We start from the raw sequence: 20,161 nt of genomic DNA on the forward strand, positions 1-20,161 counted from the left end.
CTCACCAAAGAAAAAAAGTATCGAGACCCGATGGGTATCTCGTGGTTCTAGACCCGAGTGCCCTTTGGCCTTGATAACTAGATAGACTAAAAAATCACCTGTAATTTAGATGATTTTTTGGTTGTTGATAACTGTTTGACAGATATATGGTTATGGGTATATACTCATAATAGGTAATATTAATCAAAGGTCGTATTGCCAAAGATTATTAAATTTAACAAAAAAACATATGCCAAGAATGGACGGAACAGGTCCTGTGGGCCAAGGCGCCGGTACTGGTCGAGGAATGGGTCCTTGCGGTGGCGGAATGAGAATGGGTTGGTGCGGTCGAGGTCGAGGTCAAGGGCGAGGTTGGGGTTTTGGGAGATTTTTTCGTTCTCCTAAGAATCAGCTTCAATCATTAGAAGAGGAAGAAAAGATGCTGACAGAAGAATTGGAAGCGGTAAAAGCTGAAAAGGCGGCCCTTAAGGATCAAAAATAAGAGAAGGTGTGGAATCCGGCCTTCTGTCGTAAGACAGGGGGCCGGGCAACCTTCTCTTATAGCCAAGAATATCAAGTTTAATATAATTTTTCAATATTTATGCCAAGACCACAACGTTGTCTATGTAAAGGAATAAAATTCGAACCCGATATAAGCTATTTTAAACCGCAAGGCGTGCCGATGCGGAATCTGCAGGTTATAGAACTTTCGCTCGAAGAAATTGAGGCGTATCGGTTACGCCATATTGAGGATATGGATCAACAGGCGGCGGCCGAGAAAATGCATACCTCGACCAGCACTTATCAGCGGATACTCTATTCTGCTTATGGGAAAATTGCCGATGCCCTGATTAACGGCAAGGCGATTAAAATAATTAAACATCAATAATATGCTCACGCTATTAACAATAATTATCGCGACATTTATCATTACTCTCTGTGTCTGGGTGGCGGTATTGTTTATTTTTTTGAAAAAAGATATTTTGTCAAAAATTACAATGTTTCTGGTTGCTCTGTCCGCCGGAGCGTTGATGGGCGGCGCTTTTTTGCATCTAATGCCTGAAGCCTCGGAAGAAATAAGGACGGATACATTGTTTGCCATTTTTTTAATTTCTTTTGCCGTCTTTTTTCTGATAGAAAAACTACTCCACTGGCGACATTGCCATAAAGCTGATTGCCCAGTTCATACTTTCGGTCATATGAATTTAATCGGTGACGCCATTCATAATTTTATCGACGGACTGATAATCGCCAGTACCTTCATGGTTGATTTTAGTTTAGGTATGGCGACGACATTAGCTGTAGCTATTCACGAAATACCGCAGGAAATCGGCGATTACGGCGTTTTGATCCATGCCGGATTTAACAACAAAAAAGCTTTGACCCTTAACTACCTCGTCGCTCTCACGGTGGTATTGGGCGGTATAGCGGGATATTTTTCTTTTTCCCACTTGCAGAATATCTTGCCTTATCTCCTACCGTTTGCGGCCGGTGGTTTCGTTTACATTGCCGCTTCCGATCTGATGCCGGAAATAAGGAAGGAGACGAACATAAGTAAGTCCATGGGTACATTTCTTGTTTTTCTTCTGGGTATATTAATGATGTATTTAATCAAATTAATTAATCATTAAAAGCATGCCGGGTAAAATAAAAAACACTTTATTGATTTTTTCCGGCAAAGGTGGCGTCGGCAAATCGACCATAGCCACAAACCTGGCCATGTCTTTTGTCCAGAAAGGATTAAAGGTCGGTTTACTTGATGCTGATATTCACGGTCCAAATTTGGCCTTAATGCTAGGTGTGCAGGAAAAAGCGGTTTTCTCTTACGGAGAAGATTTTATCTTGCCTATTGAAGTGAGCAAAAATTTATCATTAATTTCCATTGCTTATTTTATACCCCAAAAAGATACTCCGATAATTTGGCGTGGTCCGGCAAAAATGAAAATTATTGAAAAATTTGTCAAGGAAGTAAGTTGGGGCGACCTTGATTGGCTGATAGTTGACGCCCCTCCAGGTACCGGGGACGAACCATTATCAATCGCTCAATTATTGCCAAAATCAGGAGCGATTATAGTCACTACGCCTCAAGACGTCTCATTACTTGATTCCAAGAAAGCGATAAATTTTGCCAAAAAACTTAAATTAAAAATTTATGGTCTGATTGAAAATATGAGCGGTTTGCAATGCCCTCATTGCAATAAAGTCATCAATTTATTCAAAAAAGGTGGTGGAGAAAAAATTGCTAAAAAATATAAAATACCATTTTTGGGACGCATTCCTCTTGATCCGGAAATAGTTATTTCCAGTGACAGTGGTCGTCCAATTGTCATAAATAAAAAATCAGATACCACAAAGAATTTTTTATTAATAGCTGATAAAATAATTAATAAGAAATAAAAATATGAAAGTGCTAAAATTTGGAGCAGTATGGTGTGCGGGATGTCTTGTCATGAAGCCGAGGTGGCAGCAGATTGAAGCAGAAAATCCTTGGCTTTGCACTGAATATTATGATTTTGACCAAGACAAGGAAATCATTAAAAAGTACAACATTACTGATGTTTTGCCGGTTTTCGTTTTTTTAGATAAAGATGGTAAAGAATTTCTACGTTTAGACGGTGAAGTAGATAAAAATAAATTGATCGAAACTATCAATCAGAACAAGGAAAAATAAATTATGAAATTAACATTTAAAAAGATAATCGTGATATTTTTGTTAGGTTTGGTTGTATCAACACAAGTTGTTTCTGCTAGTAATTTTCCAATCAACGCTTATTTTTTCTACGGAGACGGTTGCCCCCATTGCGCTGAAGAGAGACGGTATTTATTTAATGATTTAAAAAATGATTATCCCAACTTGCAAATCTATGAATATGAAATCTATAACAACAAAAATAACGCTTTGTTGTTGCAACAAACAGCCGATAAGCTTGGCGTCAGTATCGGCGGCGTGCCGTTTTTGGTTATCGGCGATAAACAGTTTGTTGGGTTTGCTAATGGCATAACCTCCGGCCAGATAGAACAGCGGGTAAAAGAATGTTCCGTCGCATCATGTCAAGACTCAGTCGCCGCTATTGTCGGGATTAAGGTTATTAAACCTCAACAGCCGGCAGTTCAAGAAAATAAAAATCACGAGCCAATCAAAAATGAAAATGTAGCTATAAAAAATTCGATCGAAGCGCCAATCGTGCAAGAGCCGCCTAGCCAAGAAAATAAAGATAAATTAATAAAATTACCGTTATTGGGTGAGGTCAATGCGGTGAATTTTTCTCTACCTATTTTAACTATAATTATGGGGGCTTTGGACGGATTTAATCCTTGCGCCATGTGGACACTTTTATTTTTGATTAGCCTGCTTTTGGGTATGGAAAACAGGAAAAGAATGTGGCTTCTAGGTAGCGCGTTTATCGTCGCTTCTGCCACCGTTTATTTTCTGTTCATGTCAGCTTGGCTCAATCTAATTCTCTTCTTAGGATTCGTGGTTTGGGTAAGAACATTGATTGGATTATTGGCTCTTTTGGGTGGCGGTTACAGTCTTAAAGAATTTTTATTTAATAAGGACAGCGGCTGTAAAATAGCCGGTGACGAGCAAAGGCAAAAAACCTTTGCCAGATTAAAGTCAGCGGTTCAACAAAATAGTTTATGGCTGGCGCTGGGGGGAATTATTATTTTAGCTTTCGCCGTTAATTTAGTTGAGTTGATTTGTTCGGCCGGACTTCCGGCGGTTTACACACAAGTTTTAGCTTTAAATGAAATGGCTGGTTGGCATTATTACCTTTACATTCTGCTCTATATATTCTTTTTTATGTTGGACGATTTATTTATCTTTTTTATCGCTATGATTACCTTAGAAATGACGGGAGTCACCACCAAATATGCCAGAGCATCTCGTTTAATCGGCGGATTGGTAATGTTGGTGATTGGTTTAGCGTTGATATTTAAGCCGGAATGGATAATGTTTAATTGAGTATGGCTGGTAATTTCTTTTTACCTTTTACTTTAACTATTTTAGCCGGACTTTCGACCGTCATCGGCGCTGGTTTGATTTTTTGGGCCAGAACCACTTGCACTAAATTTTTGTCTTTCGGTTTGGGACTGTCGGCCGGCGTGATGATTTATTTGTCTTTTTTTGAATTGCTCAAGGAATCAAATAATTTTTTTCAAGAAGCTTCCAGTGGCGGTTATCATTGGTTGGTAGTTTTGATGTTTTTAGTCGGTTTGGCGATTGCCGGCGTAATCGACGCCTTTACTCATAATCGTATGGAAACTTGTTCGGTTGCTGATTACGGATTGAATGGCGGCGGGGATGCCGTTCAATGTCCGAACGATGGATTTGGCGGACGATGTCGTCGCCGAAGGTATTGGTCGAGACGGCAAGCTCTTTTGCAAACAGGGACAATTACCGCCATAGTTATTGCTCTGCATAACTTTCCCGAGGGGATAATTACCTTTACCACCGCTAGCATTAATCCTTTGTTTGGTTTATCGGTCGCCATCGCTATCGCCATCCACAATATACCGGAAGGTTTCTGTGTCGCCTTACCGATTTATTACGCAACGCAGGATAAGAAAAAAAGTATTTTGTACGCTTTATTGGCCGGTTTAGCCGAACCGCTGGGAGCACTGATTACTTATCTGATACTTTTTCCTTTTATTAATAATTTTGTTTTAGGTATAATGTTGGCGCTGGTTGCCGGTATTATGGTCTATGTAGCTTTTGATGAACTTTTGCCCGCCGCCAGGAGATTCGGTCACGGACATATAAGTTTATTTGGCCTAGTGGTTGGCATGATAATTATGGCGTTTAGTTTATACTTGTTAAAGTAATTTATGTTTAAGAAAATAATTTTATTATTATCCATTTTGTTTCTCCTAGCGCCAATTTTTGTATCGGCTCAAACAGAGAATAATGCCGAGGATTTGGTTGATCGGGTTTTTAAAGCCGAGGTGATAAAGATTTTGGAAGAAAAGACGCTAGAGAGAGAGGACGGCTCAAGCGCGTTGCAGCAAAACCTGCTTCTGCGCGGGCTGGAAAAGGAATGGCGAGGCAAAGAATTTGAGCATCAAGGAATTTCTAAAATTGATGTGGCTAGCGCCAATACCTACAAAGTCGGCGATAAAGTTTTGGTCAGTGAAGTCAAGACGGTTGACGGCGCCACGAATTATTATATAACTGATCTAGTTCGCAGCGGTTATTTATATTGGCTGGCTTTTATTTTTTGTGCCGTAATTATCTTTATTAGCAAAAAGAAGGGCATTAAGTCGTTAATAAGTTTAGTAGTCAGTTTCATTATCATTATTAAATTTATCGTCCCGCAAATTGTCAACGGCGCCAGTCCTCTTCTAGTCGGCGTATTCGGAGCGTTAATAATTTTAGCGATCATTATTTATCTAACTGAAGGGTGGAATAGGAAGTCGCATATTTCCGTAACCAGCGTCTTTTTTTCGTTATTAGTCACTTTTGTTTTATCTTGGATATTTACCTCTTTAACCAGATTGACCGGCATGGCTCAGGAAGAAGCGATGTTTCTGCTTGGTACGAACGGTGGGGCGATAGATTTTCAAGGTTTGCTTTTAGCGGGAATTTTGATCGGCACAGTCGGCGTTTTGGATGATATTATCGTCGGTCAAGTGGAATCGGTTAAACAAATTAAGAAAGCTAATCCTGACCTCACTAATAAGCAGGTTTATAAGTCGGCTTATGAAGTCGGCAATACTCATTTGGGAGCGATCGTCAATACTTTGTTTTTAGTTTATGCCGGAGCCAGCCTGCCGCTTTTGTTACTTTTTTATCTCAACCCGATGGGAACAGTTTCTTTTTCGCAGGTAATTAATAATGAGTTGATAGCTACGGAAATTGTCCGCACTCTTGTCGGCAGTATCGGCGTGGCTTTATCCATGCCGATCGCCACTCTTTTGGCTGTTTGGTTTATAAAAAACAAATAGTCGATTTAAACCAAGGTAAAAGAATCCCTCTATACTGCACTGTCGCATTTGTCGCATTTTCGAATTCAGACCCCTACCCGAAAGGGTCTCTAACTACCCCAAATTGATCCCCACAAAAGCCTTTGAAGATTGCTAGTTGGGGGTTCCAGACTGACAAGGCTCATATCAAAAAAATCTCTATAAATTTAGAGGTTTTTTTGATGTAGGTAAAATTGCATTTGGAAAAATTATGAGGTATATTAAAGAAGAAGATTTAGAAAATAAATAAAATTTATGTTAGGCGAACCAAAAATTGAATCAAGTAATGAAATCAGTCCAGAAGAGCTGGGTGCTAAAGGATATTTTATCAAAGCACATTATTCTTTGGAAGAAATTGCGAAAGAGGTGCGAAAGGCATTAAAATAGTGTATGACAGTTTTTTTGTTTCCCCGCTTTAGATGAGGTATAATTTCTTTTAGTTAATAAATAAAAAACAATATGAATAAAAATGCCGGTGGTGGCGCTGCCTACGGACTCGGTCTGATTGGTGCGGCGATATACTACATCTCAACAGCAACCAGTTTTTGGCTAGGAGTTTTGGGTTTTCTCAAAGCTTTGGTTTGGCCAGCTTTTTTGGTTTATGGACTGCTGAAGTTTTTGGCAATGTAGATTAAGATTTTTAAATTAATTTGCTTGAAAGCCCTCGCTTTACGGCGAGGTTTTTAATACAAGGAGATCGGGTGAGTAAGTAGTGTTTTGAGGGTAGCAGTTATTGTTGACAAGTATTTATAATTATGTTAGTGTAAAATATGATTTAAATACAAAGAACTTTTGGCTATCAGCAACTTACTGGAGGTAGAAATGAAAGGTATTATTGATTTTTTCATGTTTTGGTTCAGACTTTTGACCGCCGTCGTGTCGTTACCGTACACCGTCCCTCGGTGGATTTACCGGCACACCCGGTCTTTCGAAGGAACCGTGACCAATGTCTGGTCTAGCGTCGATAGCGGCAATTACTACTACATCGGCTGGGAAATCGATGTGAAAAACAAGGACGGTAGGATCCGACGCGAGTATTCGCTTTTTGGCTTCGGCATCGACTTGAATGGTCAGTCGATGATCGAAGTCGGAGACACGGTTCGCCGGAGACCGTGGGGGTCTCTCGAAGTTTTTGACGCCTGTCGCTGGGCGACGGTGTACTGATCTTCGCCCCACATCAGATCATAAACCCTTGCTTTACGGCGGGGGTTTTGTCTATCCAGACAAATCGTCAATCGTACGGTTTTTTGCTATAATTAAACCAGCGATATATTTATATAATTAATTCAAAAAAACTATGAAAAAAACCTTGATTGTAGCTGGTTTGCTCTTGTTTGTTTTTGCTTTGCCGGCATCCGCCGCTACTTTTGGTAGTGGCGAAATGTACAGTCTAAACAGCGGTAAACCGCTTGTCGGCAATTTTTACGGTGTCGGTGCTTCGCTTAACATCAATGATGAAATCCAGGGAGATGCCTATCTAGCCGGCGCCAATCTAACTGTCAGCAGTTTAGTGCAAGACGACCTCAATGTTGCCGGAGCTAATGTTTTACTCAACGGTCAGGTTAACGGCGATCTGCGCGCGGTTGGTAGTAACGTCTATATTAACAAAAATATTGGCGGAGAAGTAATGACTGCGGGTGGCTATGTGGTTTTGGCAGACGGAGCGGAAATAGCTGGCAATTTTTATAGTGCCGCAGGAAAAATGGTTTTACTTGGTGATATAAAAGGCGATGCGGAGCTTGGCGCTGGAGAAATAGAGATTCACGGTACTATTGACGGTAACCTAAAGGTAATAGCCGATAGTTTAATTTTGGCATCAACTGCCGTGGTTAATGGTAATCTGGATTGCACTGGTCCGAACGAACCGCAAATTACCGCTGGCGCCGCAGTTAAAGGCGAGACCAATTATATTAAAAAAGATCTTGGTAACGGACATAAGAAAGTAGACGGTAAGGCTGCGCTATCTGCGTTATTTGGCGTAGTCTGGTTTTTGAAACTTATTGGTACGCTGATTTTGGGTCTGCTACTTTACTTCGTCTTCAAAAAGAAAATAAAGGAAGTAGCTCAATACAGCAGTCAAAAGTTTGGCTTGGATCTCCTCAGGGGTTTGGTAGTTATGATTGTTTTGCCAATCGTGGCGGTTATTTTGATGATTACCATAGTTGGTTTGCCGCTAGGTATTTTGGCAATGCTTTTGTATGCCATACTTTGTATTTTGGCGGCGCCGGTGGCTGGTATGATTTTAGGGGCTTTGATTTTCCGTTTGTTTACCAAAAATTACCGAGTTGATCACTGGTCGGTGGTAATAGGTATAATTTTGTTGTCAGTTTTGATGTTGGTTCCGATAGTGGGCTGGGTTATTTGTGCGGTTTTTTTCCTGGTTGGAATGGGAACGATCTCTCTTCACCTCTACCGTCACGGCCATAAACTCGTTGATTAGAATCTTTAGTTGGATCAGTAAACAAAAAACCGTTCGTCTAGGCGAGCGGTTTTTTATATTCAATTGGTTAGTTTTATTTTTTTATTCCTATTACCATAGTGAAAGGGAAAGGATGTCTTGTTTTTAAAATAGTAATATTTTCTTTTTCAACAAATTTTTTAAATTTTGCCTCAGTCCACCAGTTGATATGACCAGGGGTGTTGCCTAGACGTTTTAGGTGTTTACCCTGCAAAATGTTTCTCAGGCTAAAAAATGGTTCGTGCGGTACCGAAAGGATGATATATTTTTTTGCCATACGGACGATTTCCTGTAACGCCTGACTGGGATTTTCTAGGTGCTCCAGCACTTCTGTACAAACAACTAAATCAAATGATTTATCGGGAAAGGGGAGTTGATAGATATTGCCCAAGCGTAAGTCTAATTGGGGAAACAGTTCTTTCCCCAGGTTGACGGCAACCAGCGAGCTATCTATTCCAACAAGCTCTTTGTTTATACTTGATTTTTGTATCCGATCAAGGGTGAAACCCTCGCCACAGCCGATGTCGATTATGTTCTCTATTTGAAGATTATTTATTTCTTTAAGTAGCGTCTGATAAAAATTTTCTATTTCTTTTTTTCTTTGTCCTTGTGGCTGAGAATGTTTAGTATAATTAAAAGTTACCTCTATCGTTTTACCGATTTCGGGAACAAAGCGGATGCCTGCCGATGGTTCCGGTGTACTTTTCGTAGTGTTCGGTGTCATTTTAAAAATAGTTTATCCGCTCATTACCCGGTGTATAAGAGACTTGATAAAAAGTCAGATATACCATAGCATATTATAAAGTTGTAGATAAGTCGAATATAATGATATTATGAAAAAATATTTTGTCAGAGAGGAGTCTTTTGGCTATACGTTTTTTGATAAACGCAAGCTGAGACACGAATTTTTGGCTAAAACCGAATTGAAGAAGGTTTTGAGGAATAGAGGTGTTTCTGCAAAAGAGGTGGAACTAATCAAGGCCCGGCGGAAGGAGTATCGCAAGGATATTATTTATTCGCCGATTCGGATATACTATGAATTGACGCTAGGTTGTAATTTGCGTTGCCGGTATTGTTTCAATAGTTCTGGTATTCCGAGAAAAAACGAGCTCACTACAAAAGAGGTGATGCAGAGCTTAGATCATCTACGTCAAAGCAACGTTTTGGATTTACGCTTTACCGGCGGGGAAATAACCTGTCGTTCTGATTGGTTTGATATTTTACAATATGCAAAAAATTTGGGGTTTGCTATATCGTGCAATATAAATGCGGCGTATCATGATGATACCGTTAGTGAAAAATTTGCTCAACTGGATCTAGACCAGGTTACGGTTAGTATAGATGGTATCAAAGAGCATCATGACTTAAACCGTGGCGTCGGATCATTTGATAGAACCATAAAGAATCTAGCAGGGCTCCATCGGGGCGGAGTTAGATTGAGGATTAACACTTTGGTTAATAAATATTCTATGCACGACATAGAGTATATGTTGGATCTTGCTGCTAAATATACTGACGAGATCAACTTTTTTACCATCGTATTCATTGGCCGTGGCGCTGAATTGGAGACAGTTGAAGGTGTTACGGTAGAAGATCATTTTAAAATGTCGGTTGCTTTACATAAATTAAAACCAAAATATCCTCAGTTGAGAGTGTTACATTTCGCTGAAGTGTCGCGCAAAACATCTGTTGATAAATCTTTGGGCGAGAAATTCGGCTTGCGCGTTGGTCCGCCTTCAGGCACCACCACTTTTAATCTATTAAGTGATGGTAGCTATTGCTGTGGTGGTTACGCTCCATATATCGATCCGTCGCTCATATTAGGCAATGTCAGAACCGATGATCTTGTTGATGTGTGGCAAAAAAGCCAGAAGCTGGAGCAGATTAGAGATGACGGGAGACTGCTGATTTTGTTTTGTGATCGTTGCGATGAGTTTACTAATGGACGATGTCAGGGGTCAAAATATGAAACGGAATTAAATCGTTTCGTCCAACCAGGCATAAAAAATCCGACCTGTATCTATAGTGATAGTCCTTCATTATTAAATATAACAAAAAAATTATGACTGATATTAACAGTCTGCCTTATCGCGACAATGTCGCCGCTATCGTTTTTCGTCAAGGCAAGTTTTTATTATTGCAACGGATAGATTGGTTAGATACTTGCTGGAAGTTTCCTCAGGGAGGCGTTGACAGCGGTGAGACCGATGAAGACGCAGTCTTGAGGGAATGTGCGGAAGAGCTGGGTACGAACAATTTTGTTATTCGAGCCAAAAGTCAATATATGAATCAATACGATTGGAGTAACGATTCTGTTGAAAAGGCTGGATATAGGTGGCGCGGTCAGACACAAAAATTTTTTTTAGTTGAATTTTTGGGTAAAGATGAAGATTTCAAGTTAGCCGACGAGATCAAAAAATATCAGTGGGTGAGTCACAATCAGTTGAAAAACTATATTGATCACGAGACGAAAGATTTTACCAACTATTTTGATACTGTGGAAAAAGTTTTGACAGAATTGTCAGGTTATCTTAATCCTAATATCTAAAACGTTTATCGCGAAAATATTTTATACTCTCGGGATTGCCTAGATCGTATTTGGCGTACACCGGCAAGGGTATTGCCGTCATTCCATTGTTGATTAGATAGTTGAAAGCTGGGCCAATATAATATTCGCCATTTAATTTTTTTCCGTGAGCTATTTGGTGTTCTAGAGCGGCTACGAGCTTTTTACCAGTAGGAGACAAGTAGACTCCGGCGCTGGCATAATAGGAGATGGCTTTTTTTTCGACAAAGGAGGTGATTATGCCATTTTTTATTCTTACAAAACCAGATTTTTTTTCCATGTTAAAATAGACGCCCAAATAGGCGGTATTTTTTTTAAAATTTTGTGGTAAGGCAAAGTCGATATACTGATCAGGGTTTACGACGATCACCGGTTCGGCATTGTTGATCTTTTTTTTAGCTTTCAAAATCGTGGCGGATGCGCCGGGAGCTTCGTCACAGGTGATTATTGTGGCTGGGTTTGGTATCCGATGTTTTTGTAGTAGTTTTTCTGTTTCTTTCTGAAAATGATATTTTTCTGCGAAATAATGAGTGGTGATCAGGATTATTTTGTCGGTTGGCTTAAAGAGGTGTTTTACTGAAGAAAGACACCAGCCAAGAATAGGTTGGCCGTTAATTTTGATGAACGGTTTAAACTCTCCCATCTCTTTGGTTCTGGTTCCTTTGCCGGCCAGAGGAAGTATCCAAATCATAATGGCGGTGTATGGCAGTTATGCCGACCAGGATTTTTTTCTTGGTCTGAAGGATTTCCTTCTTTCGGGTGAAGTCTACGCTTACGTGGTAATAGGTAAAGACGCCATCAATGTCCTTAATGCTATTGTGGGTAACACTGATCCGGAAAAAGCCGCGGTTAGCACAATCCGAAGACGATTTGGCGAGTCCATCAGGAGAAACATCACACATTCCACCAAGGATGAAGTGACTTTCTTCAACGAGCTACGGGCCCTATTCACTCAAGAAGAGATCGCTAAGATTGAGAGTCGGTTGTTAGCCGGTACAACGCTGGTGGCACAAGCCGTCTAAAATCTATTTGGGGTTGGATATTTCCGACCCCTTTTTATTTTTTCCACCCTTGATTTTTTGCAACAGACATGATAATTTTAAATGTCAGTTCTTTGATTTGAATAAAATAATACAAAACCAAAGGAGGTTGGTTATGCTCGGTTTTGGTTTGAGCCCATTTGTCAAAGACGGAAACGGCAATGTCGTCGGGCTGTCTTCCACCGGCATCTTGATGCCGACTCAGGAAAATCCTTATCGAATGTTGTTCGGTGGAGTGGTGCTGACTTCTTTTGACGAGTTGAGCGGGTTACTTGCCGGCTTATTTTTCAGAGGTCACGCTTTGCATGTTTCTGAGTTGGTTGGTTTTCACAACCCGGTTTTTACCGGTCACAGTGTTTACTCTGTTTTTCAGGTGATTGACGTGAAACTGGGATTTGCCCTGATCTACGGTCGAGTTTATTCCCAGCCGCTCGGTGTAAAGCCAGTCGACGCAACCGCCATGGATAAAGTCAGTTATGACGGATATGCTGTTTGTGCTATGGTTGATTCGGAAACCAAGAAAATTATTCGTGAATCGATGCCAATACTGGCTTTACCGGATGGTTGGATTTCGTCAGAAATTTTGGAGATTGGTCAAGAATATTTCGCTTTACAGCGACGGCTAGCTAAGGCGAAGAGACTTTAGCTAGTCCAAGTCATCCGAAGGTCGTCTGCCAAAAGACGACCTTTTTTTGATGTTTTTTGATTAAAAAGGCGATAACAGAATTTATTGATTTTGGCTAGTTGACATTTCTGGCAGAGGTAGTAATTTAGTAACATGAGTAACTAAATTTTTATGCACGAGTTGGAAATCGATGGTCATAGTTTGACGATTAAAGATGTTTACGAAGTAGCCGTAAACAACAATTTTAAGGTTCGAGTAGCGGATAGCGCAAGAGAAAAAATATTTAAAGCGCGTCAGTTGGTAGAAAAAGCGGTGGATGAGAAAAGGCTGATTTATGGTTTAACTACCGGATTTGGCGAGTTTAAGAAAGTTGCAATCGATAAGGACCAGACTGTGCAGTTGCAAAAAAATTTAATCACCAGTCATTCCATTGGCGTCGGTGAACCTTTTTCGCAGGCAGTCGTTAGGGCTGCTGTTTTAATTCGGGCAAATTCTTTAGCGCATGGCAATTCGGGGGTGCGCCTGGAAACAATCGAAGCGTTGTTAGATATTATTAATTATAATATTTATCCTTTTGTTCCGAGTCAGGGGTCGGTCGGTTCTAGCGGCGATTTGGCGCCTTTGTCGCATTTGGTTTTATGCCGAATGGGATTGGGCGAGGTTTTGGTTGACGGACAAAGGAAAGAAAGCGGTGAATTTCTGTCCGGTTTCGGTTTGGAGCCGTTGATATTGACCTCCAAGGAAGGTCTGGCGCTTAATAACGGTACGGCCTTTATGACTGCAGTGGCGGTTTTAAATATTGTTAAGGCGCAAAATTTGATTAAACTTGCCGATATTGTTACCGGTATGTCGGTCGAAGTTTTAATGGGTACGGCCGCTGCTTGTGATCACAAAATTCATGATTTGCGTCCGCATCAAGGACAGATCGATAGCGCTGATAATATTCGTAGAGTTTGTGCCAATAGCGAGATTATGGAGTCGCATAAACATTGCGATCGGGTGCAGGACGCTTACGCCTTGCGCTGTTCGCCGCAGGTCCATGGCGCGGTCAAAGATGTTTGGCGCTATGCTTATTCGGTAGTTTTAACCGAAATAAACTCGGTTACTGATAATCCGTTGATTTTTCCGGATCAGGACGAGGTAATTTCCGGGGGTAATTTTCATGGCGAGCCGATAGCGATTGCCATGGATTGCCTGGCAATCGGCATGAGCGAACTGGCTAATATTTCTGACAGGAGAATTTTTAGATTATTAACTGGTTTTTTGAATGAAGGTTTGCCGGCTTTTTTAATTCCCAAAGATAAGGGCGGGTTGCACAACGGTTTCATGATCGCGCAATACACCAGCGCTTCGTTGGTTTCCGAAAATAAAGTTTATTCTCATCCGGCTTCCGTTGATTCCATTCCAACTTCGGCTGACCAAGAGGATCATGTTAGTATGGGTACTATCGCGGCGCGAAAATTGATAAAAATTATTGATAATGTCGAGCAGGTTTTAGCCATAGAACTGATGTGCGCCACTCAAGCAATAGATTTTCGTCAGCCGCTTAAAGCCGGCAGCGGCAGTTTTTTGGCTCATCAGGTGGTGCGCGGTGTAGTTGATTTTTTAGCGGAAGATCGTCCGCTTTATCGTGATTTGGAAAAGATAGTCAAAATTTTGCCTCGGGTAATAAATATCGTTGAGGAAGAAATCGGCAAAATAAAGGTTTGATATTTTGATGGCAGTCAGCTGGTTGTTTCGCGCTGTTACTAAGGCGCGTATTTTTATTTGTAAAAATGGGTTAATATTTGCTATAATTCAGTCATTAACTTAAGAGTAAAAATTTTTATGAATTTGGCAGTAAGCGAAAAGTCAAGAGAAGAAACGATAAATACCAAGGTTTTGCCTGGTTTTATGGAGTTGTTGCCGTCCGAACAGATAATTTTTGACGAGATGATGAAAAAAATACGAGAGGTTTATGAACTCTATGGATTTATTTCCATTGACACGCCGGTGATCGAAAGGGCAGAAGTGTTGCTTGCTAAAGCCGGGGGAGAGACCGAGAAACAAATTTATAGTTTTACCAAGGGTGAAAACGATTTGGCTTTGAGATTCGATCTGACTGTTCCGCTCGCCAGATATGTGAGCGATCATGTCAACGAATTGACGTTTCCATTTCGCCGCTATCATATTGGTAAAGTATATCGCGGAGAAAGTCCGCAGAAAGGTCGGTTTCGTGAATTTTATCAGTGCGATATTGACGTGATTGGTAACGAAAATCTGAATCTTATAAATGATGCCGAAATTCCGCGGGTGATTTATGATGTTTTTCGTAAACTGGACTTTGGTCCGTTTGTAGTTCGTATCAGCAACAGGAAATTGATCAATGGTCTTATGGCTTTTTTGGGCGCCGAACGGTCAGCAGTGGACGTTATGCGAATAATTGACAAGATTGAGAAAGTTGGAGAAGAAGAGGTTAAAAAATTATTGATTGAGATTGGTTTGACACAGCAAGCAATCGCCAGTGTTTTTGAATTTTTAGCAATCAAAGGTTCACCAACCGAGATAATCAGTAAGTTACGCGATCTTAATATAACTAACGATTTTTTTGCCATGGGAATCGCCGAACTGGAAGAGGTTGTTCGATATTTGGAAATATTGGGTATGCCGAGAGATTTTTATAACATTGATTTATCTATTGCGCGCGGACTCGATTATTATACCGGTACCGTTTATGAAACAGTGCTTGTTAGTCACCCGGAAATCGGATCTATTTGTTCCGGCGGAAGATATGAAAATTTAGCGGAAAAATACACCAATAAAAAACTTCCCGGCGTCGGAATATCAATCGGGCTGACTAGACTTTTTTCTCAACTGCAAAATTTAGGACTCTTAAATATTGGTCCTGCCACAAAAACTCGGGCATTAGTAGTTTCTTTTTTACCAGATATGTCGGCTTCTTTGGAGATTGCTTCCTTGCTTCGTTCCGCGGGTATTCCAACTGAAGTTTCTCTCGAAGATGCTAAAATAAAAGCGCGTCTTAATTATGCGAATAAATTAGGGATACCGTATGTTATTTTTATTGGTGAAGATGAAATATCGGCAGGTAAGTTTATGTTAAAAGATATGACGACTAGCTCTCAGTCTATGGTTACCAAAGAAAACCTTGTTGAAATATTAAAGAAATATTAGTAGGTAAAAAATTTTAGTTTTGATTTAAAAAAAACGGTCTGATTTTTGTTGTCAGACCGTTTTTGGTTTGTTTTTTTCAAATTTGACCAGCCAGTTGATCCAGCCAGTCGACAAACGGCATTTGCGGCTGGCGGTGGGCTCCGAGTGGCATGGTTCGCAGTTCGCCGACCATAATTTGCCGACCCAGGTGTTTTTCGATTTCCAGGAATAGTGATTTGGACGCTTTGATGCAAAGTTGCGAGAAGGCTTGAGCGCGAGCCGGGTCAATGCTGGCCCAGTCGCAATCACCCAGTGGCTGGCAATAGGGGATGCCGATGCCGCGCGGATCGGGTTCGCTGCCGCCGTTGGTTCCCAAAGTTCGACCAAAGAAAGGCGACCCGATAAAAAAGTCTCGTTCGCAGATCCAATCAGCCATGTTTTTACTTTCGAAAGAGTGAAGAAAGTCGGTGCGATCCAAAATACTGCTGTCGGTCAGGTCTTTTTTTGCCACGATTCCGGCGACGATTTTAACCACCCTGACGTTGTTTTCCGCGAACAACTTAATGATGTGTTCGAAGGTGCCGGAACTCCAGATGCCGTCGTCAACCAAAACAATGTCTTTCTGGTTTTGTTTGGCGATATTACTGATCGATCGAACCTGATCGGCTACCGACAGTTCACCTGGGCGGTGGCGCGGATCGTTGATTTTGACCCATTTTCCAGGCGCGTTTTGGTCAGGAATGGAAACCCGGGTGATATGCAAGATGTAGTCGGGTTTACTGGCGTAGTAATCCATTGCCACCACCAGACGGTCGGCTGAACGGTTTTTGTCGACCTGATCGTTAAGTCTGGCGCGAAAATACGCTTCTTTGAATACCAATACCCGATGTTCCTGCAGCAAGTGTTTAATCTCGGTTTGTAGTAACCTGCGCGGAGCAACCAAGATTTTATCCGTGGGTAGATCCCTTGTTTCTTGGCTGCCGTCGCGCAGGAGAAAATGTCGGACAAGATTTCCTAGGTCCTCGGTGATCAAATAGAATTTGTCGTTCATCGTCGTATTCCTTCTTCGTTCGGCAGGTTGTCTTAGGTAGCGGTTAGTCTTTTCAGGATTTCTACAACGCCTTCGGTCAGGTCGGCAGTCGCAGTATAGGCGGAGAAATCTTTAAACTCTTGCGAGGCTCCGCCTACCGCCAAATGGGTAACGTTTTTCGGACCGCAGTAGTCGGACATGCTGTTACCCACCATAAAGACGGGATAGTCGGGATAACGCATATTGAGCCAAGTGATAGCATTTTTCTTGGTCGTGGCAACGTGGTGAAAAATACAGATGCCGTAATCACGGTTGGAATCGATATCGAGATCTTCTTTTTTGATCGCGTGACCGTTTCGCAAGCAGTCCTTGATGAAGTCACGGACGGCTTCCAGTACTTCGAAATCGGGTTGGATGTTATTGCCGTCGACATTGCGCATGGCGTAAAAACTGAGACTGTGGCGCCGGAATTGATTGACCATCAAAACGCGTTGGTTGGCTTTGATCTGAGCTTTTTTTTCTTGAAAATTGAGAAAGTCTACCCAGACGAAATAGTTTATTCCGAATTTTTTGAGCGGAGTCACCAACCGTAGTTGATTGCGAACAACAGGAAAGGCGCCGGTTTTGAAAGGCGCGAGAACCTGCGGTAGCTCGAAGTCAGGCGTCCAGACCGTTGCGCCTTTTTCGGAAATAATCGGTCCGTTCATTTGCCATTTGTCATAACAGGCACGCAGGCTTTCGTACGGACTGTCAGAATTGAGACCGACGTAGAAACCAGCGGCTTTGGCTTTGGCGATAGCGGCAAGCCAAGTCAGTTCTTCGATATTGAATTGATATCGATTGTCAAGGATCGTTCCGTCGACGTCTAGCAAGACGATCTTTTTTTTGTTTATAGCCATTAACTAGCCCTCCTTGTTGGTTTTTCTTGCTAATATATTAGCTTATCATGGAAGGTAAAAATAAAGCAACACTTGTTAAAAGTGTTGCTTTGTGTTCTAAAATTAAGGGTTTTTATTCAATTGACGGACTGATTTTGACGGCTGTATCGAGCGCTACTTGGATTGCTTTATCTATACCATCAGCGGCATTGGGGCTTTCGATTAATTCATAAATCAAATCCGGATTTTCCGCGATTTCATCTAACGGTTCGGTGGTATTGACGGAGAGAATTGTACCGCACTTTAAGCCGCGTAACATGGCGACCAGAAAAACCGTGCTACATTCCATTTCTGAACTGACCAGCGGTGTGTTCCATTTACTCATTCTTTTATCTTTGTAAATATCGCCCCAACGTAGCATATTGTCCAGGTGTTCATAAAAAGCGTCATGAGTGCGGTTGATGCCGGTAAAATAAACAAAACTTTTTTCTTTAGCAGTCTCTTCGAGCGTGCGAAAAATATTGGGGTCGGCAACGGCGGGAAATTCAGCCGGTACATACTCTTTGGTGGTGCCTTCAGCGCGGATAGCGGCAAAGGGGATAATCAAATCGCCAGGATTTATTTCTTTTTTGAAAGCGCCGCAGGTGCCGATTCGGATAAAAGCTTTGGCGCCGATATTAGCCAGTTCTTCTACGGCGATAGCAGCCGATGGTCCGCCAATACCTGTTGAGGTAGCGGAAATCGGGATGCCTTTGTATTTTCCGGTATAAGTTAAAAATTCCCGGTTATTAGCGACTTCCTTGGCTTCGTCCCAGTAGGTGACGATTTTTTTAACTCTAGCCGGATCACCGGGTATTAAAACTATTTTAGCAATATCTCCTTCTTGGCATTTAATGTGTGGTTGCATTGACATAGGTTTTTGATAGTTGTTTAAGCTGATGAAGAAATTTTAACCTTTTTTGAGACCGTAGTCAATAACATTGACTTTTTTGACTGAAGTGGTACAGTTAAATGAAAATTTGTGGAGGGCAAATCGTTCTTTTTTCAACCAAAAAACCAAGAGACGTCGACATAAAGGAGAGAAAAATGTCAACCGAAAAAACCATAAAACCCGAGGCGCTCGGCGGCTTTCGCGATTTTTTGCCCCAGGAGATGGAGCAGCGTGAATGGCTGATCAACAGAGTGATCGAGGTGTATCGCAGTTTCGGGTTTGTGCCGCTCAAAACTCCGGCTCTGGAAAGGGCGAGTGTTTTGGGGGTCGACAAGCCAAATTTTGGCATGCAGGTTTACCGCTTCAACTTCGGCGAACTCGATGTTTCGTTGCGGTTCGATCTGACCGTTCCGCTTTCCCGAGTGGTTGCCGCTTACAGCGACCAGCTGCCTCGACCGTTTAAGCGTTATCAGCTCGGTGATGTTTGGCGCGGTGAGAAAGCGCAAGCCGGGCGTTATCGTGAGTTCGCTCAACTTGATGCGGACATCGTCGGATCGGCATCGATGGTTGCTGATGCGGAAATCATCAGTATTATCATTAAGGTGATGGAGGCGCTCGACGTCGGTCGGTTTTGCGTCCGGTTCAACAATAGGAAGATTCTCAACGCTCTGCCCGAGTATGCCGGTTTCGATCCGACCAAAATTAAGCTGGTCTTGCGTGCGCTCGATCGTCTGGAAAAAGTTGGCATCGAAGGCGTAGTCGCTGATTTGGCTCGACAGCCGGACAACGAATACGACGAGACGGCGCCCAATCTGAATCCCGACCAGATCGCCAAGATCGTTCGGTTTATCGATTTGGGTAAGGCCAAAATTGATGCTCCCAAAATTATGCTTGCTGAGCTGCGTGAGCTTTTCGCCAGCTCTCCAATCGGTCAAGAAGGTATTGCCGAACTCGAAGAGATTTGCCAGTACCTTTATGCCTACGGTCTCGACTCGATGAATTGGGTGATCGATTTGTCGGTTGCTCGCGGGCTCGACTACTATACCGGGCCGGTATTTGAAACGACCTTGCTTGATTTGCCGGATATCGGCAGTGTCATGTCGGGTGGCCGTTTTGACGACCTGGTAATGCGTTTTACCGGCAACAAGATTCCGGCTACCGGTGCTTCGGTTGGCGTTGATCGGCTCTTTACCGCGCTGGAAGAATTGGGTCGATTGCCACAGATCAAAACCAAAACTTTGGCTTTGATTGTTAACTGGCGCGACAGCTTTGTGGCGGAACGTCTGAAACTGGCAAGCGATTTACGAGCTGATGGTTTCAACGTCGATTTTTTTCCGGATGGTGACGTACCGCTCAAAGAGCAGATCGCTTTTGCCCTCAAGCGAGGTATTCGTTACGTTATCCTGCTGGGGGAAAAGGAAGTTGCCGGAAATGTCGTTGCGCTCAAAGACCTGGAGTTTCGTAGCCAGGACAACCTTAATCGCGGGGCTTTGCGTGACTTTCTGCAGTTCGCCACTCGCGAAGCCACTTGACAATATCCGAC

24 protein-coding genes are annotated in these 20,161 nt (G+C 42.1%); 19 read left to right on the forward strand and 5 right to left on the reverse strand.

Annotated features, from left to right (window positions below):
- The first annotated feature begins 229 nt into the window (after positions 1 to 229).
- From WC310_01085 to WC310_01140, 12 genes are all read left to right on the forward strand, one after another.
- Entirely contained in the window at positions 230 to 481 is a 252-nt protein-coding gene (locus tag WC310_01085) for a DUF5320 family protein (protein ID MFA5358397.1), read from the forward strand.
- A 99-nt stretch (positions 482 to 580) separates the two neighbouring features.
- Positions 581 to 868 (forward strand): DUF134 domain-containing protein, encoded by a 288-nt coding sequence (locus tag WC310_01090; GenBank protein ID MFA5358398.1) that lies wholly within the window; start codon positions 581 to 583, stop codon positions 866 to 868.
- Between the two features lies 1 nt (position 869).
- Entirely contained in the window at positions 870 to 1,610 is a 741-nt protein-coding gene (locus WC310_01095) for a ZIP family metal transporter (GenBank protein ID MFA5358399.1), read from the forward strand.
- A 4-nt stretch (positions 1,611 to 1,614) separates the two neighbouring features.
- On the forward strand, positions 1,615 to 2,376 hold the full coding sequence (locus tag WC310_01100; protein MFA5358400.1) for an Mrp/NBP35 family ATP-binding protein: 762 nt from the start codon (positions 1,615 to 1,617) through the stop codon (positions 2,374 to 2,376).
- Positions 2,377 to 2,380: 4 nt separating this feature from the next.
- Positions 2,381 to 2,650 carry a thioredoxin family protein gene (locus WC310_01105; protein ID MFA5358401.1) on the forward strand — a complete coding sequence of 90 codons (270 nt, stop codon included), beginning with the start codon at positions 2,381 to 2,383 and terminating at the stop codon, positions 2,648 to 2,650.
- Positions 2,651 to 2,653: 3 nt separating this feature from the next.
- Positions 2,654 to 3,943 (forward strand): hypothetical protein, encoded by a 1,290-nt coding sequence (locus tag WC310_01110; GenBank protein ID MFA5358402.1) that lies wholly within the window; start codon positions 2,654 to 2,656, stop codon positions 3,941 to 3,943.
- A gap of 2 nt (positions 3,944 to 3,945) precedes the next feature.
- On the forward strand, positions 3,946 to 4,803 hold the full coding sequence (zupT, locus tag WC310_01115) for a zinc transporter ZupT (GenBank protein MFA5358403.1): 858 nt from the start codon (positions 3,946 to 3,948) through the stop codon (positions 4,801 to 4,803).
- Positions 4,804 to 4,806: 3 nt separating this feature from the next.
- Entirely contained in the window at positions 4,807 to 5,922 is a 1,116-nt protein-coding gene (locus WC310_01120) for a YibE/F family protein (protein ID MFA5358404.1), read from the forward strand.
- Positions 5,923 to 6,195: 273 nt separating this feature from the next.
- On the forward strand, positions 6,196 to 6,327 hold the full coding sequence (locus tag WC310_01125; GenBank protein MFA5358405.1) for a hypothetical protein: 132 nt from the start codon (positions 6,196 to 6,198) through the stop codon (positions 6,325 to 6,327).
- Positions 6,328 to 6,399: 72 nt separating this feature from the next.
- Positions 6,400 to 6,570: a hypothetical protein gene (locus WC310_01130; GenBank protein MFA5358406.1), complete on the forward strand. Its 171-nt coding sequence runs from the start codon at positions 6,400 to 6,402 to the stop codon at positions 6,568 to 6,570.
- A 162-nt stretch (positions 6,571 to 6,732) separates the two neighbouring features.
- The gene (locus WC310_01135) at positions 6,733 to 7,104 is read left to right on the forward strand and encodes a hypothetical protein (GenBank protein ID MFA5358407.1); all 372 of its coding nucleotides are present in this window, start codon (positions 6,733 to 6,735) and stop codon (positions 7,102 to 7,104) included.
- A gap of 133 nt (positions 7,105 to 7,237) precedes the next feature.
- A complete protein-coding gene (locus tag WC310_01140; GenBank protein MFA5358408.1) occupies positions 7,238 to 8,380 on the forward strand; it encodes a polymer-forming cytoskeletal protein in 1,143 nt (380 codons plus the stop codon).
- A gap of 73 nt (positions 8,381 to 8,453) precedes the next feature.
- On the opposite strand, the gene WC310_01145 is transcribed toward WC310_01140, so the two are convergent.
- Entirely contained in the window at positions 8,454 to 9,122 is a 669-nt protein-coding gene (locus WC310_01145; GenBank protein ID MFA5358409.1) for a class I SAM-dependent methyltransferase, read from the reverse strand.
- 109 nt (positions 9,123 to 9,231) lie between these two features.
- Here WC310_01145 and WC310_01150 point away from each other — a divergent pair, with 109 nt between their 5' ends.
- Together WC310_01150 and WC310_01155 are read left to right on the forward strand one after the other, a co-directional pair.
- Positions 9,232 to 10,464 (forward strand): radical SAM protein, encoded by a 1,233-nt coding sequence (locus WC310_01150; GenBank protein MFA5358410.1) that lies wholly within the window; start codon positions 9,232 to 9,234, stop codon positions 10,462 to 10,464.
- Positions 10,461 to 10,946, forward strand: coding sequence for an NUDIX domain-containing protein (locus tag WC310_01155; GenBank protein MFA5358411.1), 486 nt, complete (start codon positions 10,461 to 10,463; stop codon positions 10,944 to 10,946). Before WC310_01150 ends, WC310_01155 begins: the two co-directional genes overlap by 4 nt.
- On the opposite strand, the gene WC310_01160 is transcribed toward WC310_01155, so the two are convergent.
- On the reverse strand, positions 10,936 to 11,655 hold the full coding sequence (locus WC310_01160; protein ID MFA5358412.1) for a sugar phosphate nucleotidyltransferase: 720 nt from the start codon (positions 11,653 to 11,655) through the stop codon (positions 10,936 to 10,938). The two genes, WC310_01155 and WC310_01160, sit on opposite strands and share 11 nt — an antisense overlap.
- A gap of 1 nt (position 11,656) precedes the next feature.
- Between WC310_01160 and WC310_01165 the strand changes: the two genes are divergently transcribed.
- The 4 genes from WC310_01165 (at position 11,657) to hisS (WC310_01180) (ending at position 15,800) form a co-directional block, all read left to right on the forward strand.
- Positions 11,657 to 11,986: a nucleoside-diphosphate kinase gene (locus WC310_01165; protein MFA5358413.1), complete on the forward strand. Its 330-nt coding sequence runs from the start codon at positions 11,657 to 11,659 to the stop codon at positions 11,984 to 11,986.
- Positions 11,987 to 12,083: 97 nt separating this feature from the next.
- Positions 12,084 to 12,650 carry a hypothetical protein gene (locus WC310_01170; protein MFA5358414.1) on the forward strand — a complete coding sequence of 189 codons (567 nt, stop codon included), beginning with the start codon at positions 12,084 to 12,086 and terminating at the stop codon, positions 12,648 to 12,650.
- 150 nt (positions 12,651 to 12,800) lie between these two features.
- Complete coding sequence (gene hutH / locus WC310_01175; protein MFA5358415.1) at positions 12,801 to 14,339, forward strand: histidine ammonia-lyase; 1,539 nt, start codon at positions 12,801 to 12,803, stop codon at positions 14,337 to 14,339.
- A gap of 117 nt (positions 14,340 to 14,456) precedes the next feature.
- On the forward strand, positions 14,457 to 15,800 hold the full coding sequence (gene hisS, locus WC310_01180) for a histidine--tRNA ligase (GenBank protein MFA5358416.1): 1,344 nt from the start codon (positions 14,457 to 14,459) through the stop codon (positions 15,798 to 15,800).
- A gap of 76 nt (positions 15,801 to 15,876) precedes the next feature.
- Here the strand turns inward: hisS (WC310_01180) and WC310_01185 are convergent, their stop codons facing one another.
- From WC310_01185 to WC310_01195, 3 genes are all read right to left on the reverse strand, one after another.
- On the reverse strand, positions 15,877 to 16,830 hold the full coding sequence (locus tag WC310_01185; protein ID MFA5358417.1) for a phosphoribosyltransferase: 954 nt from the start codon (positions 16,828 to 16,830) through the stop codon (positions 15,877 to 15,879).
- Positions 16,831 to 16,862: 32 nt separating this feature from the next.
- On the reverse strand, positions 16,863 to 17,708 hold the full coding sequence (locus tag WC310_01190) for an HAD hydrolase family protein (GenBank protein ID MFA5358418.1): 846 nt from the start codon (positions 17,706 to 17,708) through the stop codon (positions 16,863 to 16,865).
- 112 nt (positions 17,709 to 17,820) lie between these two features.
- A complete protein-coding gene (locus WC310_01195; GenBank protein ID MFA5358419.1) occupies positions 17,821 to 18,600 on the reverse strand; it encodes a nucleoside phosphorylase in 780 nt (259 codons plus the stop codon).
- Between the two features lie 173 nt (positions 18,601 to 18,773).
- On the opposite strand from WC310_01195, the gene hisS (WC310_01200) reads away from it, so the two are divergent.
- The gene (gene hisS, locus WC310_01200) at positions 18,774 to 20,150 is read left to right on the forward strand and encodes a histidine--tRNA ligase (protein MFA5358420.1); all 1,377 of its coding nucleotides are present in this window, start codon (positions 18,774 to 18,776) and stop codon (positions 20,148 to 20,150) included.
- The last annotated feature ends 11 nt before the right edge of the window (positions 20,151 to 20,161 follow it).

This window comes from Patescibacteria group bacterium, assembly GCA_041653535.1.
Lineage (GTDB): Bacteria > Patescibacteriota > Patescibacteriia > JACRDY01 > JACRDY01 > JBAZFH01.